Source organism: Thiopseudomonas alkaliphila, from assembly GCF_001267175.1.
Taxonomy (GTDB): Bacteria; Pseudomonadota; Gammaproteobacteria; order Pseudomonadales; family Pseudomonadaceae; genus Oblitimonas; species Oblitimonas alkaliphila.
The window spans coordinates 1245636-1271965 of record NZ_CP012358.1 but is presented as its reverse complement, the minus strand read 5'-3'; the positions used below and the strand labels follow the sequence as shown (position 1 = coordinate 1271965).

26 protein-coding genes are annotated in these 26330 nt (G+C 48.0%); 13 read left to right on the top strand and 13 right to left on the bottom strand.

Features of this window, described 5'->3' with window-relative positions:
- Positions 1 to 79: 79 nt before the first annotated feature.
- Together nrdB and nrdA are read right to left on the bottom strand one after the other, a co-directional pair.
- Complete coding sequence (gene nrdB, locus AKN87_RS06130; RefSeq protein ID WP_053100295.1) at positions 80 to 1180, bottom strand: class Ia ribonucleoside-diphosphate reductase subunit beta; 1101 nt, start codon at positions 1178 to 1180, stop codon at positions 80 to 82.
- 37 nt (positions 1181 to 1217) lie between these two features.
- Positions 1218 to 3485, bottom strand: coding sequence for a class 1a ribonucleoside-diphosphate reductase subunit alpha (nrdA, locus tag AKN87_RS06125; RefSeq protein WP_053102813.1), 2268 nt, complete (start codon positions 3483 to 3485; stop codon positions 1218 to 1220).
- Positions 3486 to 3839: 354 nt separating this feature from the next.
- Here nrdA and AKN87_RS06120 point away from each other — a divergent pair, with 354 nt between their 5' ends.
- Genes AKN87_RS06120 through nfsB form a run of 7 tightly spaced genes read left to right on the top strand, consistent with a single transcriptional unit; the run spans position 3840 to position 10038 of the window.
- Positions 3840 to 4109 (top strand): DUF1289 domain-containing protein, encoded by a 270-nt coding sequence (locus AKN87_RS06120; RefSeq protein WP_231692595.1) that lies wholly within the window; start codon positions 3840 to 3842, stop codon positions 4107 to 4109.
- Between the two features lie 13 nt (positions 4110 to 4122).
- On the top strand, positions 4123 to 4971 hold the full coding sequence (nadC, locus tag AKN87_RS06115; protein ID WP_053100293.1) for a carboxylating nicotinate-nucleotide diphosphorylase: 849 nt from the start codon (positions 4123 to 4125) through the stop codon (positions 4969 to 4971).
- 24 nt (positions 4972 to 4995) lie between these two features.
- Positions 4996 to 6012 carry a class I SAM-dependent methyltransferase gene (locus AKN87_RS06110; RefSeq protein WP_053102812.1) on the top strand — a complete coding sequence of 339 codons (1017 nt, stop codon included), beginning with the start codon at positions 4996 to 4998 and terminating at the stop codon, positions 6010 to 6012.
- Between the two features lie 9 nt (positions 6013 to 6021).
- Positions 6022 to 6891, top strand: coding sequence for a thioredoxin (gene trxA, locus AKN87_RS06105; protein WP_053102811.1), 870 nt, complete (start codon positions 6022 to 6024; stop codon positions 6889 to 6891).
- 15 nt (positions 6892 to 6906) lie between these two features.
- A complete protein-coding gene (locus tag AKN87_RS06100; RefSeq protein ID WP_053102810.1) occupies positions 6907 to 8253 on the top strand; it encodes an MATE family efflux transporter in 1347 nt (448 codons plus the stop codon).
- 45 nt (positions 8254 to 8298) lie between these two features.
- Positions 8299 to 9333 carry a ferrochelatase gene (hemH, locus tag AKN87_RS06095; protein ID WP_053102809.1) on the top strand — a complete coding sequence of 345 codons (1035 nt, stop codon included), beginning with the start codon at positions 8299 to 8301 and terminating at the stop codon, positions 9331 to 9333.
- A gap of 45 nt (positions 9334 to 9378) precedes the next feature.
- Complete coding sequence (gene nfsB, locus AKN87_RS06090; RefSeq protein ID WP_408033264.1) at positions 9379 to 10038, top strand: oxygen-insensitive NAD(P)H nitroreductase; 660 nt, start codon at positions 9379 to 9381, stop codon at positions 10036 to 10038.
- An 85-nt stretch (positions 10039 to 10123) separates the two neighbouring features.
- On the opposite strand, the gene gdhA is transcribed toward nfsB, so the two are convergent.
- Positions 10124 to 11461 (bottom strand): NADP-specific glutamate dehydrogenase, encoded by a 1338-nt coding sequence (gdhA, locus tag AKN87_RS06085; RefSeq protein WP_053102808.1) that lies wholly within the window; start codon positions 11459 to 11461, stop codon positions 10124 to 10126.
- A 302-nt stretch (positions 11462 to 11763) separates the two neighbouring features.
- Between gdhA and AKN87_RS06080 the strand changes: the two genes are divergently transcribed.
- From AKN87_RS06080 to AKN87_RS06060, 5 genes are all read left to right on the top strand, one after another.
- Entirely contained in the window at positions 11764 to 12327 is a 564-nt protein-coding gene (locus tag AKN87_RS06080; protein ID WP_053102807.1) for a ZrgA family zinc uptake protein, read from the top strand.
- Between the two features lie 28 nt (positions 12328 to 12355).
- The gene (locus tag AKN87_RS06075; protein WP_231692594.1) at positions 12356 to 13063 is read left to right on the top strand and encodes an ABC transporter ATP-binding protein; all 708 of its coding nucleotides are present in this window, start codon (positions 12356 to 12358) and stop codon (positions 13061 to 13063) included.
- A complete protein-coding gene (locus tag AKN87_RS06070) occupies positions 13063 to 14331 on the top strand; it encodes an ABC transporter permease (RefSeq protein WP_053102805.1) in 1269 nt (422 codons plus the stop codon). The genes AKN87_RS06075 and AKN87_RS06070 overlap by 1 nt, the downstream gene beginning before the upstream one ends.
- A gap of 118 nt (positions 14332 to 14449) precedes the next feature.
- The gene (locus AKN87_RS06065; protein ID WP_231692527.1) at positions 14450 to 14917 is read left to right on the top strand and encodes a DUF3299 domain-containing protein; all 468 of its coding nucleotides are present in this window, start codon (positions 14450 to 14452) and stop codon (positions 14915 to 14917) included.
- A 90-nt stretch (positions 14918 to 15007) separates the two neighbouring features.
- Positions 15008 to 17488 (top strand): Lon protease family protein, encoded by a 2481-nt coding sequence (locus tag AKN87_RS06060; protein WP_053102804.1) that lies wholly within the window; start codon positions 15008 to 15010, stop codon positions 17486 to 17488.
- Between the two features lie 43 nt (positions 17489 to 17531).
- Here AKN87_RS06060 and AKN87_RS06055 read toward each other — a convergent pair whose 3' ends face one another.
- Positions 17532 to 19715: a heavy metal translocating P-type ATPase gene (locus tag AKN87_RS06055; RefSeq protein WP_080995515.1), complete on the bottom strand. Its 2184-nt coding sequence runs from the start codon at positions 19713 to 19715 to the stop codon at positions 17532 to 17534.
- 106 nt (positions 19716 to 19821) lie between these two features.
- On the opposite strand from AKN87_RS06055, the gene cadR reads away from it, so the two are divergent.
- Complete coding sequence (gene cadR, locus AKN87_RS06050; protein WP_173568162.1) at positions 19822 to 20271, top strand: Cd(II)/Pb(II)-responsive transcriptional regulator; 450 nt, start codon at positions 19822 to 19824, stop codon at positions 20269 to 20271.
- Here cadR and AKN87_RS06045 read toward each other — a convergent pair.
- From AKN87_RS06045 to ubiE, 9 genes are all read right to left on the bottom strand, one after another.
- On the bottom strand, positions 20263 to 20970 hold the full coding sequence (locus tag AKN87_RS06045) for a 16S rRNA (uracil(1498)-N(3))-methyltransferase (RefSeq protein ID WP_053100283.1): 708 nt from the start codon (positions 20968 to 20970) through the stop codon (positions 20263 to 20265). The genes cadR and AKN87_RS06045 overlap by 9 nt on opposite strands.
- Entirely contained in the window at positions 20967 to 21806 is an 840-nt protein-coding gene (tatC, locus tag AKN87_RS06040) for a twin-arginine translocase subunit TatC (protein ID WP_080995514.1), read from the bottom strand. The genes AKN87_RS06045 and tatC overlap by 4 nt, the downstream gene beginning before the upstream one ends.
- Positions 21803 to 22237 carry a Sec-independent protein translocase protein TatB gene (gene tatB, locus AKN87_RS06035; RefSeq protein ID WP_053100282.1) on the bottom strand — a complete coding sequence of 145 codons (435 nt, stop codon included), beginning with the start codon at positions 22235 to 22237 and terminating at the stop codon, positions 21803 to 21805. Before tatB ends, tatC begins: the two co-directional genes overlap by 4 nt.
- A 6-nt stretch (positions 22238 to 22243) precedes the next feature.
- Positions 22244 to 22477 carry a twin-arginine translocase TatA/TatE family subunit gene (gene tatA, locus AKN87_RS06030; RefSeq protein WP_053102803.1) on the bottom strand — a complete coding sequence of 78 codons (234 nt, stop codon included), beginning with the start codon at positions 22475 to 22477 and terminating at the stop codon, positions 22244 to 22246.
- 102 nt (positions 22478 to 22579) lie between these two features.
- Positions 22580 to 22915 carry a phosphoribosyl-ATP diphosphatase gene (locus tag AKN87_RS06025; RefSeq protein WP_053100280.1) on the bottom strand — a complete coding sequence of 112 codons (336 nt, stop codon included), beginning with the start codon at positions 22913 to 22915 and terminating at the stop codon, positions 22580 to 22582.
- On the bottom strand, positions 22905 to 23405 hold the full coding sequence (gene hisI / locus AKN87_RS06020; protein WP_269413507.1) for a phosphoribosyl-AMP cyclohydrolase: 501 nt from the start codon (positions 23403 to 23405) through the stop codon (positions 22905 to 22907). The genes AKN87_RS06025 and hisI overlap by 11 nt, the downstream gene beginning before the upstream one ends.
- Positions 23360 to 24946 (bottom strand): ubiquinone biosynthesis regulatory protein kinase UbiB, encoded by a 1587-nt coding sequence (gene ubiB, locus AKN87_RS06015; RefSeq protein ID WP_053100278.1) that lies wholly within the window; start codon positions 24944 to 24946, stop codon positions 23360 to 23362. The genes hisI and ubiB overlap by 46 nt, the downstream gene beginning before the upstream one ends.
- Positions 24943 to 25560 carry a ubiquinone biosynthesis accessory factor UbiJ gene (locus AKN87_RS06010; protein WP_053102802.1) on the bottom strand — a complete coding sequence of 206 codons (618 nt, stop codon included), beginning with the start codon at positions 25558 to 25560 and terminating at the stop codon, positions 24943 to 24945. The genes ubiB and AKN87_RS06010 overlap by 4 nt, the downstream gene beginning before the upstream one ends.
- Positions 25560 to 26330 carry a bifunctional demethylmenaquinone methyltransferase/2-methoxy-6-polyprenyl-1,4-benzoquinol methylase UbiE gene (gene ubiE, locus AKN87_RS06005; protein ID WP_053100275.1) on the bottom strand — a complete coding sequence of 257 codons (771 nt, stop codon included), beginning with the start codon at positions 26328 to 26330 and terminating at the stop codon, positions 25560 to 25562. The genes AKN87_RS06010 and ubiE overlap by 1 nt, the downstream gene beginning before the upstream one ends.

Sequence of the window (26330 nt, the reverse complement as noted above, 5' to 3'; positions counted from 1 at the left end):
CTTATCCTGTGCGTCTGAGCAGTATGCGCTTAACGCATACTGCATAAGTTAGGATCTATGCTCAACGCTTGGCTAGCGCTTATAACTCAAAATCGCCGAGATCTTCGACCGATACTTCAGAGTCAATCTGCCCCACAAGATAGGATGACACTTCAACCTCTTGCGGTGCTACCTGTACGTTGTCTGACACAAGCCAGGCATTAATCCAAGGGATGGGGTTTTGCGACTTGCCATCAAAAATTGGTTTAAGGCCGACCGCGTTCATGCGCAGGTTGGTGATGTATTCAACGTACTGACTCAAAATATCGTAGTTCAAGCCAATCATTGAGCCGTCTTTGAATAAGTATTTAGCCCAATTCTTTTCTTGCTCAGCGGCATGACGAAACATCTCAATGCATTCTGCTTCGCATTCTTTGGCGATCTCGGCAAATTCCGGATCGTCTTGCCCTGACTGCATAATATTAAGGATATGTTGCGTTCCGGTTAAATGCAGAGCTTCGTCACGGGCAATTAAACGAATAATCTTGGCATTGCCTTCCATCAGGCGGCGTTCGGCAAAGGCGAATGAGCAAGCAAAGGAAACATAAAAGCGAATCGCTTCTAAGATATTTACGCTCATCATGCACAGGTACAGTTTCTTTTTAATTTCGCGCAGCCCTGAGCGGTCGCCACGAATATAGTTCAGACTACTTTGAATTAAGTCATCATAGTATTTAGAAATATCGCCAGCGCGCTCAATGATATTTTCATTATTAACGATGTTGTCAAAAATCTCCGCCGGATCATTGACAATATTGCGGATAATGTGGGTATAGCTGCGTGAATGAATCGTTTCACTGAAGGACCAGGTTTCAATCCAGGTCTCTAGCTCAGGAATAGACACCAGCGGCAAGAACGCTACGTTTGGGCTGCGACCTTGAATTGAGTCCAGCAGCGTTTGGTATTTTAGGTTACTGATAAAAATGTGCTTTTCGTGCTCGGGTAGGTTGCGATAGTCCGAGCGGTCTTGAGACACGTCAACTTCTTCTGGGCGCCAGAAAAACGACAGCTGCTTTTCAATCAGCGCCTCAAAAATTGGGTAGCGCTGCTGGTCATAACGCGCCACGTTGACGTTGTCACCGAAAAACATCGGTTGCTCTAAGGGATTAGAGTCTTTTTGGCAAAAAGTACTGTAGGGCATAGTTTATGAGGGCAGGTTATTTGCCTGCCCAGACTCCTTAAATCTTGCACGCACCGCCTGCGCAGTTATCGTCTAAATCGCTTTGGTTATCTTCGGCACCATCTCGGGTGTTTTGGTAGTAAAGCGTTTTGAGGCCGTACTTGTAGGCGAGTAGTAAGTCTTTAAGCAGCTGATTCATGGGCACGCGACCACCATCAAAGCGCTTAGGGTCGTAGTTGGTGTTCGCTGAAATGGCTTGGTCGACAAACTTTTGCATGATCCCCACCAATTGCAGATAGCCGGTGTTATTAGGCATAGCCCAGAGGGTTTCGTAGCTGTTTTTCAGGGTTTCATACTCAGGCACCACTTGCTTTAGGATGCCGTCTTTTGATTGCTTGATTGTTACCAATCCACGCGGTGGCTCAATGCCGTTGGTGGCGTTACTGATTTGGCTCGAGGTCTCAGACGGCATCAGCGCGGTTAAAGTGGAGTTACGCAGGCCATGCTCAACGATCTCTTTACGCAGTCCTTCCCAATCAAGGTGCAGAGGCTCAGCACAGATTGCGTCCAAGTCTTTCTTGTAGGTATCAATCGGCAGAATGCCCTTGCTGTAAGTGGTTTCGTTAAACGCGGTGCAAGTGCCGAACTCTTTAGCCAGCTGATTAGATGCTTTTAATAAGTAGTACTGAATGGCCTCAAAGGTACGGTGGGTTAAAGCATTGGCCGAACCGTCGGAGTATTTCAGTCCATGCTTAGCCAAGTAGTAGGCAAAGTTAATCACGCCTACGCCTAAGGTACGGCGCTTCATAGTGGCATTGCGCGCGGCCTCAATTGGGTAGTCTTGATAGCTCAGCAGGCTGTCAAGCGCACGTACCGCAAGATCGGCAAGCTCTTCTAATTCATCAAGCGAATCAATCGCGCCCAAGTTAAACGCTGACAAGGTGCAGAGCGCAATTTCTTTATCGTCATCGTTAATGTTATCTAACGGACTGGTTGGCAGTGCGATTTCGAGGCATAAATTCGACTGACGAATTGGCGCAACCGCTGGATCAAATGGGCTATGGGTGTTGCAGTGGTCTACGTTCTGAATATAAATTCGACCCGTGCTGGCGCGCTCTTGCATCATTAAGCTAAATAGCTCAGTGGCGGCAATGGAGCGCTTACGGATCGACTCATCGGCCTCGTATTGCTCGTATAGGCGCTCAAACTCGTCTTGGTCAGCAAAGAACGCATCGTATAGGCCAGGCACATCATGCGGCGAGAACAGCGTAATGTGCTGCCCTTTGATTAAGCGCTGATACATGGTTTTGTTAATTTGCACACCATAATCCATGTGGCGCACGCGGTTTTCTTCGACGCCGCGGTTGTTTTTCAGAACCAATAGCGACTCAACCTCTAAGTGCCACATCGGATAGAACAAGGTGGCAGCACCGCCGCGCACACCGCCTTGGGAGCAGGATTTAACTGCAGCTTGGAATAATTTAAAAAATGGAATCATCCCGGTGTGCTCTGCTTCACCACCGCGAATTGGGCTACCAAGCGCACGGATGCGGCCCGCGTTAATTCCAATCCCGGCACGTTGTGATACATATTTCACAATCGCTGAAGTCGTGGCGTTAATACTGTCCAGTGAGTCGCCGCATTCAATCAATACGCATGAGCTGAATTGACGGCTAGGGGTACGCACGCCAGCCATAATCGGGGTTGGCAGTGAGATTTTGAAGGTGGAGATCGCATCATAAAAGCGCTGGATGTAATCCAGGCGCGTAGCCTCTGGGTAGTCCGCGAATAAGCACATCCCAATTAAGATATAAAGCATTTGCGGACTTTCAAAAACACGCTTAGAAACGCGATCTTGAACTAAGTATTTACCTTCTAATTGTTTAACCGCGGCATAAGAAAAGTTCATGTCGCGGTCATGCTTAATATAAGCGTTTAATTGATCAAACTCGGCCTTAGAGTAATCTTCTAATATGTGTTTATCGTATTTACCATCAGCGGTGAGTTTAGTTACATGATCAAATAAATGTGGCGGCGTAAAGCGGCCGTAGGCGATTTTGCGCAAGTGGAAAATTGCAAGGCGCGCAGCCATATATTGGTAGTCAGGTGATTCTTCACTGATTAAGTCGGCGGCTGCCTTGATGATGGTTTCATGAATATCCTTGGTGCGAATCCCGTCATAAAATTGGATATGTGACTTAAGTTCCACCTGCGATACAGAGACATGGTCTAGACCTAAAGCGGCCCAGTCGAGTACGCGGTGGATTTTGTCTAGATCGATCGCTTCTTTGCGACCGTCTCGCTTAGTAACCAAAATGGAATTCATGACGGGCTGCCTCAATGCGTAATTAGGGTATCTACTTCGATAAAATGCTGGCTGTAGGTGTTAACACGGACTTGTGTTTACCAGAAGAGGGAAACACAAGATGATGTGTCTTACTGCTGAATGGCACGCAATATAAGGGATATTAGTCAGGCTATCAACGCCTAAAAAGCGCGGTCTTTACTTGACTTTTGTGTAACCTAGGTCAGCTGTGGCTTAACGCTTGTCAAGCGACAAAGGTAATTTTCTTAGAGCGAAATTGTCGATGTAACAGTGCTCAAAAAATGAGCAGCTATTCTGCGTCCCGATTTTTTTGCAGCTGGCGTATAATCGCGGCAGTCTTTTTTAGGCGGTCTGATGGCAATGCAGCAGATTGAAATTTTTGAGATTCCTAGCCCCTGTATTGGGGTTTGTGCAGCAAACAATAAAGGCTACTGTCGTGGCTGCCTGCGTTCACGGGATGAGCGATTGTATTGGCTGCGCTTTTCGGATCAGCAAAAGCGAGACGTGCTGCGATTGTGTCAGGCGCGCAAAGAGCGTATCGAAAAAGCGCGCTTAGAATATAAACAACAAGCGATCAGCGATTTCTTTAGCGATCCCATAATAGAGCAGCAGGACTTATTTTAAAGGTGTAAACACTATGGCAAATATCGTATTAACTGAGCTTAAACAAGAAATAACCCATAATGTTCGCACTGCATTAATTGAAGATATAGGCAGCGGTGACATTACCGCTCAATTAATTCAGACCGATAAACAAGCCACCGCACGAGTAATTACCCGCGATGCAGCGGTGATCAGTGGTGTGGCTTGGGTGAATGAAGTGTTTGCACAAATTGATCCCACTGTTCGTGTGACCTGGCTAGTTGCCGATGGTGAAGCGGTGCAGCCGAATCAAACCTTATTTGAACTGGCCGGTAATGCACGGGCGTTATTAAGTGGTGAGCGAGCTGCGTTAAACTTTTTACAAACCTTATCGGCAGTGGCGACGCGGGCGGCTTATTTTGCTCAGTTGGTTGAAGGTACGGGCGTTAAGCTATTGGATACGCGTAAAACTCTGCCAGGCTTACGTTTAGCGCAAAAATATGCGGTGACCTGCGGTGGCTGCTACAACCATCGGATAGGTTTATATGATGCCTTCCTAATCAAAGAAAACCACATCATGGCGTGTGGTGGAATTGCCCAAGCGGTGGCGACGGCTCAACAGATAGCGCCAGGTAAACCAGTTGAAGTAGAGGTTGAAAACCTAGACGAGTTGCAGCAAGCCTTAGCTGCAGGGGCGGATATTGTGATGCTGGATGAGTTAAGTCTAGACGATATGCGTACAGCAGTGAGTTTGACCGCTGGGCGCGCCAAGTTAGAAGCTTCGGGCGGAATTAACGAGCAAAGCTTGCGGGCAGTGGCCGAAACGGGGGTGGATTATATTTCCCTTGGCACATTAACCAAAGATGTAACTGCGGTGGATTTATCCATGCGTTTAACTCTGTGAGTGTAACTAATCAAGAAGCCAATAATGGATCCAAGAAGCCAAGTTTTATTACGCCAAGGCCATTACTTTAGTGGTCAATTATTATTAGCAGGTGCTCCGGCTGATGGGTTGTTGCAGCAATTACCTAGCAGTGAGTTATGGTGTTGGAATTATGCGGACTACCAAGCATTAGCTGCACTTCAGTCCCGTGCTTACTTTTCAGTGACAGCGCCTGATCAATCATATGATGCTGTGGTGCTGTATTTGCCAAAATCCCGCGAGTTAACCGAGTATTTGCTGCAAGAAATTTGCGCTAAATACCCAGCCGCGGAGATTTTCTTAGTCGGTGAGAAGCGTGCTGGAATTGAGCGTGCGGCTAAACAACTAGCGCAATATGGCGAAGTGAGCAAACTCGATAGCGCGCGGCATTGTCAGCTATGGCGTTTAACCTCGCGTAAAGCACCTGTTGCGGTGCCTGACCTTGCCGCACTAGCCAACAGTTTTGAAGTAACTGTCGGGCAGCAGCAGTTGACCATTAAAACGGTGCCAGGGGTATTTAGTCATGGCCGTTTAGATCGTGGAACTGAGTTGCTGCTGGCGCATCTAGAAGGTTTATCCCAAGGCCACTATTTGGATTTTGGTTGTGGCGCGGGCGTGATTGGCTGTTATTTAGCTAAGCAGTATCCCAACAGTCAGGTGAGCTTGTTGGATGTTGATGCGTTTGCTCTTTTTAGTACCCAGCTAACCTTGCAGGCTAACCAAGTGCAGGCCGAGGTAATTGCGGGCACGGGAATTAATGAGGCGCCGCAGCACTTAGCTGCGATCATTAGCAATCCGCCGTTTCATCAAGGGGTACACACGGATTATGCGGCCAGCGAGCAAATGCTGACACAGGGTAAGGGTCATTTACGCGCCCAAGGTGAGCTACGGATTGTGGCGAATAGTTTTTTAAAGTATCCCCCGTTAATTAATCAGCATCTTGGACCTTGCCAGGTATTGGCTGAGGCTCAGGGGTTCAGCGTATATCGTGCGGTGGCTGGGCAGCGCAGCCAGCGTCAGTAGGAGATAAAGATGGCAACAAGTTTTAGTTTTGATGTATCAGGTGCAGATAGTTTTGATCAGTTGGTGCTTGAAAATTCTTTTCATAAGCCAGTGCTGGTCGACTTTTGGGCTGAGTGGTGTGCGCCTTGTAAGGCACTAATGCCGGTGTTAGAAAAAATCACTACCGATTATCAAGGCGAGTTATTGCTGGCCAAAGTGAATTGTGACCTAGAGCAAGAAATCGTAGCCCGCTTTGGGATTCGTAGTCTGCCTACAGTAGTGCTTTTCAAAGATGGTAAGCCAGTCGATGGTTTTCAAGGAGCTCAGCCAGAGTCAGCGATTCGTGAGTTGCTAGCAAAATATGTTACTGAGCCAGCGCCACAGGACGATGATCCTTGGTTGCAAGCGCAAGCACTGTTTGAGGCCGCTGAATTTGGTGCGGCTGAAACCTTATTGCAACAGCTGCTAAGTACCGATAACAGTAATGCTGAGGCACTGATTTTATATGCTCGCTGCTTAGCCGAGCGTAATGCTTTAACCGAAGCAGAACAGGTGTTGAATGCAGTACCAGGTGATGAGCATAAGCAGGCATTGGCCGCCGCTAAAGCGCAAATTACTTTTTTAAAACAGGCGGCGGACCTGCCAGAAACGGCTGATTTGAAAGCACGCCTAGCGCAGAATCCAGCGGATGATGAGGCGGTTTATCAGCTCAGTATTCAGCAGCTTGCCCGTCAGCAATATGAGCCAGCATTGGCCGCACTACTGCAGCTTTTTGTACGTAATCGCAGCTTTAGTGAAGGAGTGGCTCATAAAACCTTACTGCAAGTGTTTGATCTATTGGGAGCTGATCATCCGTTAGTAGTGCAGTACCGCCGCAAACTCTATCAGGCGCTGTATTAATCGGTTGCGCTGCCAATGATTAAGCGATGGCGCGCTTGGCTGCAGGATGCATGGCAACATGCCGACACCAAGCAAAAGATTTGGGCGCTGGCGATACCGATGATTCTTAGCAATCTATCAGTGCCTTTAGTAGCGCTGGTAGATAGTGCGGTGGTTGGACGCTTGCCCCATGCTTATCAATTGGGCGCGGTGGCCGTTGGTGGCACTATTTATACTTTGTTGGTGTGGGTGTTTGGTTTCTTGCGCATGGGCAGCACTGGCTTTGCTGCCCAAGCTGCAGGGCGTAAAGATCAGTGCGGATTACAGCAGGTACTGATTCAAGGCTTGCTATTGGCAGGATTACTGGCCGTGCTGTTGATTGCTTTAGCCGAGCCTATTTTTGCCCTAGCACTCACCTTGATGCAGCCTTCGGAAGAATTGCATCAGGTCGCGCAGCAGTATTTCTTTATCCGTTTATGGGGATTACCTGCAGCATTAGCGACCCATGCGTTGGCTGGCTGGTTTTTAGGCGCACAGAACGCACGGGCAGCGTTTTGGATGCTGGTGATCTGTAACCTGCTCAATATCGTCTTGGATGTTTGGTTTGTGTTTGGCTTGCACTGGCAAGTTGCTGGCGCGGCAAGGGCTTCGGTTATCGCTGAGTGGAGCGGTGTGGGCTTAGGCTTATTTCTAGCCGCGCGCGTTGCAGGAAAGATCAAGTGGCAACAGATTCTTCCACGGCTAAAAGTTTGGCAGAGTTGGCAGGCGCTACTCAGTGTAAATCGCGATATTTTAATTCGTAGCTTAGCCTTGCAAGGCGTGTTTTTTATGGTCACTGTGCAAGGAACCCGCTTGGGCGACGCGACAGTGGCAGCCAATGCGTTATTACTCAATGGCTTAATGATTTGCTCCTACGCGCTGGATGGATTAGCCCATGCACTAGAAGCCTTAACAGGGCATGCATTGGGTGCGAAAGATCGCATTGCCTTGCGCCGTGCTCTGTTATTAGTGCTGTTGTATTCGTTGGCAGCGAGTTTGATCTTTGCCGTGTTATTTAGCCTGTTTGGGCATTACTTTATTGCCTTACAAACCGATCAAACGGCGGTACAAGCTGCGGCTCAGCCTTATCTAATCTATTTAGCCGTGTTACCGTTGGTGGCCGTTTGGAGTTATGTATTAGATGGCTTGTTTATTGGCGCCACCCAAGCCCGAGCAATGCGTAATGCGATGTTGTTGGCAGTTTTAACCTGCTTGCCGGTCGCTTGGTTATTGCAGCGCTTTGAAAATCATGGGCTGTGGCTAGCTTTTTTATTGTTTATGTTATTGCGCTCGGTGTATTTGGTTGCGCCTGCACAGCAGTTATTTAGACGTATTTCAGACTGACTCGCGCTTGGTGAATGGGTCAATTATTTTTAGGATTACAGGTCAATGTCTCAGCACGCTTTATTGCTCGTTAACTTAGGTTCGCCCGAATCAACTTCGGTGACTGATGTACGTCGTTACTTAAATCAGTTTTTAATGGATCCCTACGTGATTGATCTGCCGTGGGCGGTACGTCGTTTGCTGGTGTCCTTAATTTTAATTGCACGCCCCAAACAGTCGGCAGCGGCTTATCAAGAAATTTGGTGGGATGAAGGCTCGCCGCTAGTAGTGATTAGCCAGCAACTCACTGAAGCCGTGCGCCCACTGTGGAAGCATGGCCCTGTGGCTTTGGCGATGCGTTATGGTGCCTCTGAGTTATCGATTGAGCAACAAGTACGGCAGTTACAGCAACAAGGGGTGAACGAAATTACCTTGGCGCCACTTTATCCACAGTTTGCTGATAGCACTACCACCACTGCAATTAAAGCTTTTGAGGACAGTGTAGCCAAACTGAAGCAGCCATTAACTACTCACATTGTGCCTGCGTTTTATCAGCATCCACTGTATATCCAGGCACTGGCTAATAGTGTGAAATCTGCGCTGGAGCAGCCGTTTGATCATTTGCTGCTTAGCTTCCATGGTTTACCAGAGCGGCATTTGACTAAGCTTGATCACAGTGGGCATTGTTTAAGCAATCCTAATTGCTGTCAAACCGCTAGTGACGCTGTGCTGGAACAATGCTATCGCGCGCAGTGCTATCGAACTGCTCAAGCCTTTGCTGAGGCAGCCGGTTTGTCGCCTGAGCAGTGGTCTGTTTCATTTCAGTCCCGCTTAGGACGTGCTAAATGGGTGGAGCCATACACTGAAGAGCGCTTTGCCGAGTTAGCACAGCAAGGGGTTAAAAAGTTATTGGTCATGTCGCCAGCATTTGTCGCCGATTGTATTGAAACCTTAGAAGAGTTGGGGTTGCGTGGGCGTGAGCAGTTTGTTGAGGCCGGAGGGGAAGAATTAGTCTTATTGCCCTGCTTAAACAGTCAGGCAGACTGGGCTGCAGCCTTAACCCAAATTTGTGAGCAAGCCACGCTAGCTAAAACTATTTAATGGCAAAGAGCTCAGTATTACCTATTGAATGTGTAAGGAGTGTAAATGATGCAAGTAACCGATTACTTAACCCGTCGTTATGCCACCAAAGCCTTTGATCCCAATAAAGTGATCCCTGAGCCTTTGGTTAAAGAGTTAATGGCTTCCTTACGTTACAGTGCCTCAAGCACTAATATTCAGCCGTGGCATTTTATTGTGGCAAGTACTGCAGAAGGAAAAGCACGCTTAGCAAAGGGCGCGCAGGGCAATTATAGCTATAACGAAGCTAAAATTTTAAATGCTTCGCATGTAGTGCTGTTTTGCGCACGCACTCAGATTGATGATGCGCACTTACAAAAGGTATTAGCAGCAGAGGCCGCCGCCGGTCGTTTCGATGCCGCACCAGAAGCTAAAGCCGCCTCCCATAATACGCGTCTGCTGTATTTAAATTTTCATAAATACGACAAAAAAGATGTGCCGCACTGGCTAGAAAAGCAGGTTTATTTAAACTTAGGCACTTTGTTGTACAGCGCTGCTGTTTTAGGTTTAGATGCGGTGCCATTAGAAGGTATTGATCAAGCAGTGTTGGATCAAGAGTTTGATCTTAATGCCAAAGATTTAACTGCAGTGGCAGCGGTGGCTTTGGGCTATCACGCCGACAGTGATTTTAACGCCAAATTGACTAAAGCCCGCTTAGCTGAAGAAGAGATTTTTACCCTCATTTAAAGGCTTTAATCCGTAAGCATAAAAAAGCTCAGCCAGTGATGGCTGAGCTTTTGTGGTTATAGGCGCAGCTTGGACTAAGCAGCCGTTAGACAATGCCTTGGGCTAGCATCGCATCGGCAACTTTGACAAAGCCGGCAATATTGGCGCCTTTCACATAGTTAATCCGGCCATCTTCCTCACCATAAAGCACGCAGGCTTGGTGAATGCTTTGCATAATGCTGTGCAGCTTGGCATCTACCTCACCATCGGTCCAGAGTAAACGCATGGCGTTTTGACTCATCTCTAAACCACTCACCGCAACCCCACCCGCGTTGGAAGCTTTGCCTGGTGCGTACAGAATGTTTTCGGCTAAAAACAGATCAATTGCCTCTAGGGTGGAAGGCATGTTGGCGCCTTCAGCCACACAGACGCAGCCATTATCAATCAGCGTACGAGCATCTTCTGCATTCAGCTCGTTTTGCGTGGCGCAAGGCAGGGCAATATCACACGCGAGGCTCCACGGACGCTGATCGGCTAAGAAAGGCACATTGAAGTGTTCGGCCATTTCTTGAATCCGTCCGCGACGCACGGTTTTAAGATCCATCAGGTATTTCCAGTGCTCGCCATCCATGCCCTCAGGAAAATGAATAGTACCACCAGAGTCAGACAGTGAAATCACTTTACCACCTAACTCAATCACTTTTTGTGCAGCGTACTGGGCGACATTACCTGAGCCGGAAATAGCGACCCGCTGATCTTGAAAACGGCGACGAATGCGTTTAAGCATTTCTTCGGCAAAGTACACGCAGCCATAACCGGTGGCTTCAGGGCGAATGAGGCTGCCGCCGTAGGTCATGCCTTTACCGGTCAGCACTGAAGTGAACTCATTAGCTAAGCGCTTGTATTGACCAAAGAAGTAACCGATTTCCCGCGCTCCCACACCGATATCACCGGCAGGCACGTCTAAATTATGACCAATATGGCGATGCAGTTCGGTCATGAAAGATTGGCAAAAGCGCATCACTTCGTTATCAGTTTTGCCTTTAGGGTCAAAATCTGAGCCACCTTTACCACCGCCCATCGGTAGAGAAGTGAGTGAGTTTTTAAACACCTGCTCAAAGGCTAAGAATTTTAATACCCCTAAGTTGACCGAGGGGTGAAAACGAATCCCGCCTTTATAAGGCCCAATCGCGCTATTCATCTGAATCCGAAAGCCGCGGTTAACGTGGACTTTGCCCGCATCATCAACCCAAGGTACACGGAACATAATCACTCGTTCAGGCTCAACAATGCGTTCTAAAATGCCGGCTTGCATGTATTTGGGGTTGTCTTCAAGAAAAGGCCATAACGTACGTAAGACCTCTTCTACAGCTTGATGAAATTCGGGTTGATCAGGATCACGTTGTTTAATGTGAGAGAGGAAGGATTCAAGCGATAAAGACATTTTTAAGAACCTCGAAGGCCAAGAGGATGACCGCAATTCAATACGTTTCGACTTTAGCAGCGGTTGAGTAATAACGGTAGAAAAAAATGCATAGCAGAAACATTTTTTTTAGCAACATAGCGCGTAACCCGTTGAAAGTCATTGCACTGGCTACAGAATCTAAGAAATTAACCAAGGTATAAAGTTGCCTAGACAATTTAAAAAAAGGCTGAAGTTGTTTGAAAATGTTTTGTTATAGTGTAACTATATAGCTGAATGTAATTGAGTGTCATTTACTGAGTGATTTATAGGGGGATAACAGCGTGTTCAGTTTGCCGCGTTTGGGTGCAGTGTCTTTTTACTCATTGGTTGTTTGCTTTAGTGCTTATAGCAGTCTAACTGCTGCTCAGCCGCAAAGCGCTTTAGCCGCTCATCAACATGGTGTGAGCCAGTTAAATATTGTGCTGGAACAAGAACAGTTGCATCTTGCTTGGCAAACGCCGGCGATGGATGTTTTGGGCTTTGAGTACTTGGCAAAAACCACGGCTGAGCAGCAACAGGTTCAGCAACTCAAACAGACCTTACAGCAGCTAGACAATCTCGTTACCTTACCTGCAGGGGCACAGTGTACTTTGCAACAGGTAGAGTTGCAGGGAGCGCAACTAAGCGCACACACTCTGCACGACCACGACCACGACCACGCAGAGATTAGCTGGCAAGCACAATTAAGTTGTGCCGCGCCTAAACAGCTCACGCAGTTATCCTTCGCCCCTTTGTTTGCTCACTTTCCCAGTATGCAGCAGGTGCAGGTACAGTTATTAACCAGTACTGAGCAACAGGCAGCAACCCTAACGGCAAAACAGAGCCAGTTACAGCTAATGCCTTAAGGTAAGCACTGAGATGAAGAGAGAAGCAATGATTGAAGTACAAGACTTAGCGTTTGCTTGGCCGAAGCAAGCGCCTTTATTGAAGATTCCGCAGCTGACGATAGCAGCCAGTGAGCGAGTGTTTTTAAAGGGCCCATCGGGCAGTGGTAAGAGTACTTTGCTTGGTCTGTTAGGCGGAGTTAACTTGCCCAGCTGCGGGCAGATTAAGCTATTAGGGCAAGATTTAACTCAGTTGTCTGCAGCACAGCGTGATCAGTTTCGGGCGGATCACTGTGGTTTTATTTTTCAGCAGTTTAACTTATTACCCTTTTTAACAGTGCTGCAAAATGTTCTGTTGGGCTGCCAGTTTTCTAAAACACGCCAACAAAAAGCGCGACAACGTTTTGGCAATGTGTTGGCTGCTGCCGAGCACTTGTTAAACCAGTTGGGATTGGCTAAAGCCTTATATGAGCAGCCAGCCAGTAGTTTATCGATTGGTCAGCAGCAGCGGGTGGCGGTCGCGCGAGGTTTAATTGGTGCACCGGAGTTATTAATTGCAGATGAGCCCACTTCAGCCCTCGATGCCGATACCCGTGGCCGATTTTTAGAATTGCTATTTAATGAAAGCCAGGCCAGTCAAACCAGTGTGCTGTTTGTAAGCCATGATCAAAGCTTAGCTCTGCAGTTTGATCGGCAACTGGATTTATTAGAGCTCAATCAAGTGCCTTGGATTCAGCAACAGGCAGAGGTCGTGTGATGAATTTATTGCATTTAGCATGGCGCAGTTTAAAAAGTCGCCGTTTTACTGCAGGGTTAACGGTATTTGCGATTGCTGTGTCGGTTTGTTTGCTACTGGCGGTGGAACGCGTTCGTACTGAGACTCGGGTGAGTTTTGCTAATACCATCAGTGGCACAGATTTAGTCGTCGGCGCACGTTCAGGCTCGATTAATTTATTACTGTACTCTGTGTTTCGTTTGGGCAATGCCACTAACAATATTCGCTGGTCAAGCTTTACCCAGTGGCAACAGCATCCACAGGTTAAGTGGGCAATTCCATTATCTTTGGGGGATTCGCACAAGGGCTATCGAGTGTTGGGCACCAGTGAAGACTATTTCACTCATTATCAATATGGGCGCAAACAACATTTAGCTTTACAAGCCGGCGACTTCTTTAGCGATCAACAACCCTTTCAGCTGGTGCTTGGGGCTGAGGTAGCCGAGCGGTTAGGTTACCAATTGGGCGATTCAGTGGTATTAGCCCATGGCATTTCTCGAGTCAGTTTAGTTCAGCACGATGATAAACCCTTTACCGTTACCGGCATTTTGCAGCGCACCGGGACACCGGTGGATCGTACTTTGCATATTTCCCTTGCTGGAATGGAAGCGATTCACTTGGATTGGCAGCATGGCATGCCAGCTCGTGGAGCAGCGCGCTTAACCGCAGAGCAAGTACAGCAAATGGATTTAACGCCACGCTCAATTACTGCAGCGTTACTTGGACTAAACAGTAAGGTGGCCAGCTTTAGTGTGCAGCGAGCTATTAATCAGTGGCCCGATGAACCCTTGCAAGCGATTATTCCAGGAGTTGCCTTGCAGGAGCTTTGGGGGTTGATGAGTAGTGCTGAGCAGGCGCTGTTTATTATTAGCTTACTGGTGGTCCTGACCGGCTTAATTGGTATGTTAACGGCAATTTTGGCCAGTTTAAATGAACGCCGAAGAGAGATGGCGGTGTTACGTTCAGTGGGCGCGCGGCCGTGGCATATTGCTAGTCTCTTGATGCTAGAGGCGCTGCTGTTAGCCGGCGCTGGAGTAATACTTGGCGTTGCGTTATTAATCATTGGGATTTTAGTGTTGCAACAGCCGATTCAAACTCATTACGGAATTTATTTGCCATTGTCTGGTTTGTCGCTACGCGAATGGCTGTTATTAGCGGGAATTATGCTAGCGGCCCTGCTGATGGCGTTATTACCAGCAGGGCGAGCTTATCGGTTATCGTTAAATGATGGTTTGGTGATGCATGTTTAAGGTCGAGCCACTAAGGTTCAGTCGGCTACTTGAGCAAGTTAAAAAAACTAGCTCTAGCTGTTTGTGGCTGCTACTGGTTTTAGCTTGCAGCGCGGCCAACCTAGGAGCAGCTAGCACAGTGCAAACCTTAAGTTGGGATGATTTGGTGCCGGAGGATTATGAGTTAAAACCACCGTTACCGATCCATGACTACAGCGATTTAGCATCGATCTTTAAGGCGGAAATGGATCGAGCAACGGGTTCTGCATTTGCTCAGCAAGAGCCCAATGCGCCAGTGGTGACCACCTTTGATCAGCAGCAGGTGAGGCTGGCAGGCTATGTGGTGCCGCTGACGATTGATGCCAACAGTCGGGTGATTGATTTTTTACTCGTGCCTTATCTTGGGGCCTGCATTCATGTGCCACCGCCACCGAGCAATCAAATTATCTATGTTGATGCAGAGCAAGGGCTGCCATTAGATGAGTTATGGGAGCCCTTTTGGGTGGAGGGGCAATTACAGGTAGCCGCTTTGGAAACTGCTGAAATTACCGCAGGTTACCAGCTGCAACTAGTGAATTATCAGCGTTATACTGAACCCAGTGACTAAATTAGGCTACCGACTAACCTTGCAACCTAGCGGGCGCACGTCCAAAATGCGCGGTTTTATTGATTAAAATTTTGCTAGGAAATTCTTTGTATGCCTGATTCTGTTGCCGCGCTCCGGCTACCTGCTGAACAATTAACACGCCAGTTTTCGCCCGAGCTGTTTGCTCAGGCGCATAGCCTTGGCATGAATCAGTCAGGGGTGCTAGGCCAGCAACGGGCAATTGATGCCTTAGCCTTTGGCGTAGGGATGCGGCAAAGAGGTTACAACGTGTTTGTTAAGGGCGAGCTAGGTACAGGACGCTTTTCTTACACCAAACGCTATTTGCAAGCACAGGCACGTCATCAAGCAGCGCCTTGCGATAGCCTGTATTTACCTAACTTTGATGATGCTCGGGCGCCGATTGCGGTGCAATTGCCCGCAGGTGTTGGTAAACAGCTAGCAGATGATTTTGCGCAGTTACTCGATCAGTTAGTAGCCACTTTCCCAGCCGTCTTTGAAACACCCCTATGGCAACAGCAAAAAACTGCGATTGAGCGTAACTTTAATCAGCGCTATGACGCCATTGTTGATGAGTTAGAGAAACAGGCACTGAAGGTTAGTATTGCGCTGTTTCGTGAGCCAGGCAATCTAGGTTTTGCCCCGATGCGCGACGGCAAAGTACTGGAAGATAATGAGTTTGCTCAGCTAGATGATGAAGTGCGTAGCCAGTACCAGCAAACCATTAGCCAGTTAGAAGAGCAATTGAATGATCAGTTAGCCAACTTGCCACAGTGGAAGCGCGAATCGAATAATCAGCTACGTGGTTTAAATGAGCAGACGATACAGACTGCATTGATACCATTACTTGAGCCATTACTGCAGACCTATGCCAATTATCCTGCGGTTCTTCAGTATGTTCAGGGCATCCAGCAGCATTTGTTGCGCCACGCTGTTGAGCAATTAGTTGTTGAGGAAACCAGTGACTCGTTACGGCGTCAGTGGTTGGCGCGGCACTACGCACCGAATCTGTTAGTGAGCCATGCCAGCACTCAAGGAGCGCCGGTGATTTATGAGGCTAATCCTAGCTATGAAAACCTGTTTGGACGCACAGAATATATTCAAGAACCTGCAGGGTTAACCACCGACTATCAGCAAATCAAAGCCGGTGCTTTGCATCGGGCGAATGGTGGTTATTTATTATTGCAAGCAGACAAAGTGTTGATGGAGCCTTTTGTCTGGGAAGCGCTAAAACGAGCACTAACCACTGAGCAGTTAAAAATTGAGTCACCTTTACTGGATACCGGTCGATTTGCCGCTATTACTTTGGATGCACAGCAGTTTGGGCTTCAGGTTAAGGTGATTTTAATTGGCACTGCAGAGTGGTATTACAACTTGCAAGACTACGATGAAGAGTTTGCCGAGTTATTTCGTGTGTTGGCGGACTTTGAGCAAGATGTGCCTTTACTCGATCAACACCTGTTGGCTTTTATTAACTTATTAAATAAACGGGTGGCTGAAGAGCAATTAGCGCCTTTAACTGCCTGTGGTATGCAGCGCTTGGCTTTACACAGTGTGCGTTTGGCTGAGCATCAGCAGCGTTTATCGGCAGCTATTAGCGAAGTATTTCAGGTGGTCAGTGAAGCTGATTACTGGCGTGCGCAACAGGGAGTTAGCGAAATCAGCGCGCAGCATATTGAGCAAGCAATTGGTGCTAAGCAGCAACGTAACGGCAAGGTAGCCGAGCATATTTTGCAGGATATGCTCGATGGCGTGATCTTGATCGAAACAGAGGGGACGGCGATTGGGCAATGTAATGGATTAACCGTGATGGATGTCGGCGACTTTGAGTTTGGCATTCCGGCGCGGATTTCTGCTGCAGTTTATACCGGTAGCGGTGGAGTGGTTGATATTGAGCGAGAAGTGAATTTAGGACAATCGATCCACTCCAAAGGCGTGCTGATTTTAAATGGTTTTTTAGGTAATCGTTATGCACAAAAGTATCCATTAGATATTTCTGCCAGTGTCGCCATGGAGCAATCCTATGGCTATATCGATGGTGACAGTGCCTCACTTGGTGAAACTTGTGCGTTAATCTCAGGTTTGGCTCGTGTTCCTTTGCGTCAAGATTTAGCTATTACGGGATCAATTAATCAGTTAGGCCAGGTGCAGGCGGTGGGCGGTTTAAATGAAAAAATTGAGGGCTTTTTTAAGCTCTGTCAAGCGCGTGGTCTAACCGGTACTCAAGGGGTGATTATTCCTGCCTGTAATCAAGTGAATTTAATTTTAGCGCCTGAAGTAATTCAGGCAGTAGCTGAGCAGAAGTTTGCAATTTATGCGGTAGAAACAGTGGATCAAGCGCTGACATTACTGACCACGCAAACGGTGGGAGTGGCCGATGAGCAGGGCGAGTATCCCCTTGACTCTGTCCATGGCAAGGTGATTGCGCGCTTGCAAGCGATTGCTGAAGCTGAGCGCGAGGACGAAGAAAAAGAAGACGAAAAGGAGCAAGCCGAGGCGCTTGAGTCAGACAACGCAACTCATAGTGGCAGCGCTGATAGTCCAGTGGCTACTCCAGCTGCTCTAGCCAACTAAAGCAACAAGGATGAGCTATTAGCTAGCTAATAGCTCATCCTTGTTAGTTATTGTGGCGTAACAAACGTAAGCTATTAAAGGTGACCAATAAGCTGGCACCCATATCAGCAAATACCGCCATCCACATGGTGGCATGCCCGGTTAACGCCAACAGCAAAAAAATTAGCTTTAAACCTAATGCTAGGCTAATGTTTTGCCATAAAATGGCAGAAGTAGCCTGTGAGAGCTTAATCAGCTGGGGAATTTTCTGTAAATCATCATCCAGCAGGGCAATATCTGCGGTTTCAATGGCGGTATCGGTACCTGCAGCCGCCATAGCGATGCCCATATTGGCTTTGGCTAAGGCTGGTGCATCATTAATCCCATCGCCCACCATGGCTACCTGATAACCTTGTGCCTGTAAGCGTTCAATTTCAGTTAACTTATCTTCGGGCAGTAAAGGGGCTAAGGCTTGTTCGATACCGGCCTGCTCAGCAATCACTTGTGCGGTGAGTTGATTATCACCACTTAGCATAAGGCTATGAATGCCTAGTTGTTTGAGTGCTTTGATACTGGCAGTGGTTTCTGCGCGTAGCTGATCACGTACGGCAAATAACGCCAGTACTTGCTGCTCAGTAGCCAGCAAACTTAAGCTGCAGCCTTGCTGCTCATAGCTTAAGACCTGTTGTTCAAGCTCTGGAGTGAGTAGTTTTAGTTGCTGTATTAAGCGCACATTACCTAGATACAACGTTTGTTGCTCAATGCGGGCTTGGGTGCCTAAACCTAACAGGGCGGTAAAGTTATCCACCGTTGGTTTTTCGACTGTGGCTGACTGTGAACTGAGCCCAGTAAAAATAGCTTGGGATACGGGGTGGTCAGAGCGTTCGGTGAGTGCTAAAGCGAGTGCTTGACTATGGGCTGTGTCAGCAAAATACTCAGCGCCGACTAAGCTCGGCTGTCCTTGGGTTAGGGTGCCGGTTTTATCAAAGGCGATATGAGTTAAGTCTTTGGCTTGTTCTAAATAGACACCTCCTTTGATTAAAATACCTAAACGCGCCGCACGGGTTAGGGCACTAACTACCGCCACAGGGGTAGAAATAACCAGTGCACAAGGGCAGGCAATCACCAGTAAGACCAAGGCATTGTAGACCCAATCGAGCCACAGACCAGCACCTAATAGCGGCGGTAAAATCGCTACCAACAGAGCAATGAGCACCACACTTGGGGTGTAAACTTGGGAGAACTTATCCACAAAGCGCTGCATGGGTGCTTGGCTGCTTTGCGCTTCTTGCACACGATGCATAATTTTCGCCAACAGAGAATCATCACTGCCAGCGCTGGTTTGATAAATCACTTCTTGACTCGTATTTAAGCTGCCGGCAAAGATGGTGTCGTGTGGTTTTTTCTCCACTGGCAGGCTTTCACCGGTGATTGCCGACTGGTCAAAGGCCGATTGCCCTTGGGTAATTATCCCGTCTAGGGCGACGCGCTCGCCCGGTTTAAGGCGAACTAAGCTACCTACGGCAATTTGCGCCACCGGGGTGGCTTGCCACTGACCATCGGCCTGTTGGCTAACGGCTAACTCTGGAGTCATGACTAATAAGCTTTTTACTGCATCGCGGGCACGACCTAAGGAGCGAGCTTCGATCATTTCGGCCAGAGCAAATAAAAAGGTGACCATTGCCGCTTCTGGCCAGTGGCCGATTAACAAGGCACCAGTAACGGCAATCGACATCAAGGCATTGATATTTAAATGACGGTTTAATAGGGCAATCCAGCCTTTTTTCACAATTGGCAAGCCAATCAATAAAATACTGGCTAGGGCGCTGGCAAAAACTAGCCAATTGGCATCAACTGCAAACCATTCCAGCAACTCGGCAAATAAAGCTAAGCCGCCTGCAGCAATTAATGTTTTAGTCGGCGTTGGACTGGGAGTGGCGGTACTGCTTGCGGCTGCGTGCTCGGTTAAGGGCTTGGCTTGCATCCCCAAGCGCTGAATAATTTGAATAATTGCTGGAAGCGCCTCGGCTTGGTGGTGGATTTGTAATTGGCGTTCGAGCAGATTGAAATAGAGTGCACTCACCTGTGGATGATTTTCAAGTTGCTCACGAATTAAGCGCTCTTCTGTTGGGCAATCCATGGCTTCAATCAACAAGATGCTTTTCACATGTTGTGGATCAGGTGCACCTTGGCGGTTAGCCGCTGGGGCAGCTAGCACTGGCGTGCAGCATGCTTGAGGTTGGCTCATGGGATTCTCCTTCGGGTTAAACTTTGATAGCCTGCATTAAAAACCCTGTAGTAGCTACAGAGTCAAGTAAAGATTAATCGCCAGGGTTAAAGCAAGGAGTTAACTGATGAAGTCGATGCGCATTGGCCTGCTAGCTCAGCAAACCGATACCCACATTGAAACTATTCGTTATTATGAAAAGCAAGGATTGTTGCCTGAACCGCAGCGGGATACGGCAAACTTTAGGGTGTACCAAGCGCAGCATGTTGAGCGTTTAAACTTTATTCGCCAGTGCCGTTTATTGGATTTATCCTTAGAGGAAATTCGCCAATTACTTGAGGTAAAAGATACGCCAGCGGCGAGTTGTGATGCGGTGAATCAGGTAGTGGATGAGCATATTCATCATGTCCAACAGCGAATACAAGAACTACAGGGCTTAGCCGAGAAGTTACAGCATATCCGGGGACAGTGCCAAACGGCACAAGCTGCTGCACGTTGCGGTATTTTACAAGAGCTGTCGCAGCCAGTAAGCGCTCAAGATAAAGCGGAGCTTAGTCGCGAGACACACTTAAAATAAGCGGGCCAATAACACCGGCACTGCGGTTTCAACCCGCAAAATACGCTCACCCAATTGCACCGGGCTAAAACCTGCTTGGGTGAGTAATTCCACTTCGTAGGGAATCCAGCCACCTTCTGGACCAATCGCCAAGGTGACCTGCTGCTCTAGCTGCCTAGGACAAGCAGGATACGCGCCAGGGTGGGCCACTAGCGCCAAGCTATCGGCTGTAAGTGCCGGTAAGCGATCTTCGACAAAGGGTTTAAAGCGTTTTTCTAGGATAACTTCAGGTAGCACAGTATCTCTGGCTTGCTCTAAACCTAAGAGTAATTGTTCCCGAATGGCTGCTGCTTGCAAAAAAGGACTCTGCCAAAAACTTTTTTCAACCCGATAGCTGTTAACTAAAATCAGCCGCTTAACCCCCATGCTAGCAATGGTTTGTAAGGTGCGTTTGAGCATTTTTGGTCGGGGTAATGCCAAGACTAAAGTGAGCGGCAAGGCTGTTGGTGGCGGTTCGCTGAGGGCGATCTGGAGTGTTACGCCGGTGGTATCTAGTGCAGTCACAGTGCCCAGCCCCATCAGTCCGTTAATCAAGCCTACTCGCAAAGACTCCCCTAGTTTAGCTTGATGCACTTGCTGAATGTGCTGCCAGCGGCGATCAGTTAAGCGCACCTGGTGTGGACCAATAAAATCACTGGGCTCCAGCAAAATAAGATTCATAGGCGTTGTACAGGTTCTTTTTTAGCCGCTGAAGCGCTGTCATCACTGCTGGAAGAACTAGACTCAGTAGTGCTTGGTTCAGAGTTTTCTGTTGCTTGTTTGGCTGAGCGAGGCTTAATGACTAAAATGCTGCCAAATACGATACCCATTTCAAATAACAACCACATCGGAATGGCGAGTAGGGTTTGGGAAAATACATCAGGCGGGGTCAGTAACATCCCGACCACAAAGCAGCCGAGAATGACGTAGGGGCGACTTTTACGGAGTTTTTCCAGATCAACAATGCCAATCCATAATAACAAGATAGTGGCAATAGGAATTTGAAAAGCTACGCCAAAGGCAAAAAATAGTGTCAAGACAAAGTCTAAATATTGGCCAATGTCGGTCATCATTTGCACCCCAGTTGGGGTCATGCTGGCAAAAAAGCCAAACATAATCGGAAATACGACAAAGTAGGCAAAGGCCATACCGGCATAAAACAGAGCAATGCTGGCGCTTAATAAAGGTACTGCAATACGTTTTTCGTGCTGATATAAGCCTGGGGCGATAAAACCCCATATTTGTTGCAAAATGATCGGCATCGCTAAAAACAGCGAGACCACCATGGTCAGCTTAAATGGCGTTAAAAAAGGAGAAGCGACACCGGTGGCAATCATGCTGGCGCCGGCTGGTAAGTACGCGCGCAGTGGTGCTGAAACGAGAGCGTAAATATCCTGCGCAAAATAGAATAAGCAGGCAAAAATTAATAATACCGCAATCACACAGCGTAATAAGCGGGAACGTAATTCCGTCAGATGAGCCACTAATGGCATGGCTTGATCGTTAGCTTGACTCATGAATCAGCGGTACTCGTAGGACGTTTAGGCTCAATTGCTGGCTCGGCCGTGGTGACTGCAGGTGGCACCGTTGAAGAATCAGGCAGGGGCTCGGCAGGTATTTGGGCCTGGGGCTCAAATTGTTCAGGCTCAACGCTCGGCACGGCGGATTTTAAGCCTAAGGGATCATTGAGTAAGTCAGTGGCGTCTTTAGCTGCCTGCTGTAATTGTTCGCGCTCTTTTTTTAGAATGCTTTCATTATGCAATTCACGGCGAATTTCATCGGCGCCAATTTCACGCTCGACGTCGGCTTTAATGGCTTGAAAACCAGATTTTAAACGGCCAATCCATAAACCTGCGGTACGCGCTGCGCCTGGCAGGCGTTCAGGGCCTAATACCAGTAGCGCAACTAAGCCAATCAGCAATAATTCAGAAAAGCCAACATCAAACATGCCGTATTATTCCTTGGTTGCAGGCTCTTCTACTTTTTTCGCCGTGCCATCAATGGTGGTGTTATGCATGGTGCTTTGGTTATCTACCGCGGTTTTTTCATCTTCACCGACGGCTTTGCGAAAACCTTTGATTGCTGAGCCTAGGTCAGAACCTACGCTTTTTAAGCGCTTAGTGCCAAATAGTAAAATCACGATCGCCAAAACGATCAAGAGTTGCCAAATGCTGATGCCACCTAACATAGGAAGTACTCCAGTAAAATCGATTGCCAGAACAAGATAGATTGCTGACTAGTATAAAAGATCTATCATCGGTCATGTATGTTACGACCCGATGAAATGAAATTAATTGTTACCGCGCGCTGCTTTTTCTTCTAAACCAGATAAGCCAAAACGCCGCTCCAACTCTTGTAGAACAGACTCAGGCTTTTCACCTAGAGCAGCCAGCATCACTAAGCTGTGAAACCAAAGATCTGCAGTTTCATAAATTAGCTCATCTTTACTTGCGCCATTAGCGCAGTCTTTGGCCGCAAGAATGGTTTCAACTGACTCTTCGCCGACTTTTTCTAAAATTTTATTAAGGCCTTTATGAAACAAACTGGCCACATAGGATTCGGTTGGATCTGCGGTTTTGCGTGCTTCGATGACTTGAGCTACGCGGCTTAGGGTATCAGTTGTCATTGCTTTCACCCACTGAAGGTTGATTAGAGTAAATATGTTCTGGTGCTTTAATTACGGGTTCGACAACTTGCCATTGTTGCTGTTGATCCAGAACCCGATAAAAGCAGCTGTGGCGTCCGGTATGACAGGCAATGCCACCGAGCTGCTCGACCATTAAAATGATCACATCGGCATCACAGTCTAAGCGCAGCTCGTGCAGTTTTTGAACGTGTCCTGACTCTTCACCTTTACGCCATAACTTACCACGCGAGCGCGACCAGTAAATGGCGCGTTGCTCTTGTACGGTTAGTGCCAATGATTCTTTGTTCATCCAAGCCATCATTAGAATTCGACCGCTTTGGTAATCTTGGGCGATGGCGGGTACTAAGCCATCGTCAGTCCACTTAATTGCATCAAGCCATTGGCTCATGGATTTTTCCTGTTGGTATTTAGCGATTAAAAAAGTTAGGCCCGCACAATCAGCCAGACGCCACTGAGTAGCATCAGCCATAGTGGCCAAGCAGCCCATTGCAAACTTAAGCCCGACAGCAGGCTGCCTACGATTAAACCAACACCCAGCACAATATTGATGTTGCGCAGCATTTTTTGTTGCAGCGGTGGTGGTTGGTTGGCCTGATTGATGCGCTCTAAACTGGTACGCGCCATACGGGCTAAGTGAGGAATTTGTTCAACCTGTTGACGGACATCATTGAGCACCCGTTTAGGGCTAATGCGTTTACGCATCCAGCGCTCTAAGTAGGGTTTTGCGGTCGCCCATAAATCTAAGTCTGGATAGAGTTGTCGACCTAAACCTTCAATATTGAGTAAGGTTTTTTGTAGTAATACTAATTGTGGTTGAACTTCCATATTAAAACGGCGCGCGGTTTGAAAGAGCCGCATTAGCAACTGACCAAAGGAAATATCTTTTAGTGGCCGCTCAAAAATAGGCTCGCACACCGTGCGAATTGCAGCTTCTAGTTCATTGACTCGGGTATCTGCAGGTACCCAGCCGGAGTCTATGTGGAGCTGAGCGACGCGGTGATAATCCCGCTTAAAAAACGCCAATAAATTACGCGCCAAATAGTCTTGATCTTCTGGGGTGAGTGTACCAATAATGCCGCAGTCGATAGCAATGTATTGCGGCTCAGATGGATTATTGGTGCTAACAAAAATATTGCCAGGGTGCATATCGGCATGGAAGAAACTGTCGCGAAAGACTTGGGTGAAAAAGATTTCTACTCCGCGTTCCGCCAGTCGTTTAAAGTCAGTGCCTTGGGCCTGTAAAGCCGCCATATCAGTAACGGGTATGCCATAGATGCGTTCCATCACTAAAACTTGTGGGCGGCAGTACTCCCAGTAAACCTGTGGCACATAGAGTAAATCTGAGCCAGTAAAGTTACGGCGCAGTTGACTGGTATTAGCGGCTTCACGTAATAAGTCTAGCTCGTCGTAAATGGTTTTCTCGTAATCTTCTACCACTTCACAGGGATGCAGGCGGCGAGCCTCTGGAGAAGCTTTTTCGGCAATCCGAGCCAGTAAGTGCAGCCACGCAATATCTTGGGCTATAACCTTCGCCAGTCCCGGACGAATGACTTTAACCACCACCTGCTCACCACTGTGTAGCTGTGCGGTATGTACTTGGGCAATTGAGGCTGAGGCTAATGGCTGGGGATTAAACTCTTTAAATGCACTGCTGACTGGCATGCCAAGTTGTTGTTCAATCAGGCGGGTAGCGGTGCTTGAATCAAAGGGCGGTACTTGGTCTTGTAAGCGACTTAGCTCATCAATAATGTCGGCTGGTAGTAGGTCGCGGCGGGTTGAGAGAATTTGTCCAAACTTAATAAAAATGGGCCCAAGATCTTCTAGCGCCAAGCGTAAAGCTGCGCCCCGGGTTAAGTTATGTTGTTTACGCGGCAGCCAACGCCAAGGCAGTAAATAACGTGTGCTAGCAGCGTACCAAGGCAAGGGTAGGTCATACAGCAAATCATCTAAGCGATAACGAATAATCACTTGCAGGATGCGAAACAAGCGGCGAATGGCAAGCAGTCTCATGCTGAGGGGTCCTTGGCGGTCAGTTGGGCAACGCGTGCGCTCAGGCGATCTAAGGATTGCGTTAGTTGATCAATTTCATTGAAGCGTACTTCCGCTTCGGCCGTGCCGACCAAGAAACGTGCTTCTTCGGTGGCATAGTCAATGGCGCTTTGCTCAAGGCTGTGCTGGCTGTGCTGTAACCAGCGCCATTGGCGTTTAATTGAGGAGCTGAGTAAGGCGCTGGGCACTGGGCCGAGTAATTGTTGCAGCAGGTATTCCCAGTCTAAGTCTAATTGCTGCAAAATTTCTGCTAGTTGCATCAATAGTCCGGTATTACCGCTCAGATCTAGTTTAGGGTGGTGCAGTAACGGCGTTTTATCCCTGGCGGTTGCCAGTAAGGCCAGCTGAGCTAAGGGCGCGCGTAGGAGACAGTCAACGGCGCCTAACCACTGATTGGCTAATTGCAGCCCATCGCTATGCAACACGAGGTAGCAGCGTAGCTGTAAGGGCGTACTGATTTCTACTTCAAGCACTTGTCCTGCCAGCTGCGCGAGCTGCTGCTGCGCCACTGGATCTAAGTGCAGCAGCTGATTGATACTTAACTCAAGGCTAGCTAGGAGTGCTTGACTGAACATTAGGGTTTAATTCCACGGTGTAAAGCAACAATGCCACCGGTCATATTATGGTAGGTAATGCGCTCAAAGCCGGCGTCTTGCATCATGCCTTTAAGGGTTTCTTGGTCAGGGTGCATGCGGATTGATTCGGCCAGATAGCGGTAGCTGTCGGCATCGTTAGTAATTAACTTGCCAGCTAGCGGCATAAAATTGAAGGAGTAGGTATCGTATAGTTTCGAAAGTAAGGGGTTTTTCGGTTTGGAAAACTCCAGAATCAGCAAGCGACCGCCAGGTTTGAGTACTCGCAGCATTGAGCGAATCGCTGCCTCTTTATGGGTGACGTTACGTAGGCCAAAGGCAATGGTCACCACATCAAAGTGGTTGTCAGGAAAGGGCAGTTGTTCCGCATCGGCTTGAACAAAACGCACATTACTTGAGACGCCTTTATCGAGTAAACGGTCGCGACCCACTTTTAGCATCGAGTCGTTAATATCGGCCAGTACCACTTCACCAGTACTTCCGACTAGGCTGGAGAATTTACGGGTAAGGTCACCGGTCCCACCGGCAATATCTAAGACCCTATTACCTGGACGCACACCTGATAACTCAATGGTGAAGCGTTTCCATAAACGGTGCATCCCGCCCGACAAGACGTCATTCATTAGATCGTAGCGTGCGGCTACCGAATGAAAGACTTCGGCAACTTTCTTGGCTTTTTGGCTTTCGGGAACATCTTGATAGCCAAAATGCGTAATGGCTTCTGGTTTGTTGGGCTGTTGTGGATCATTCAT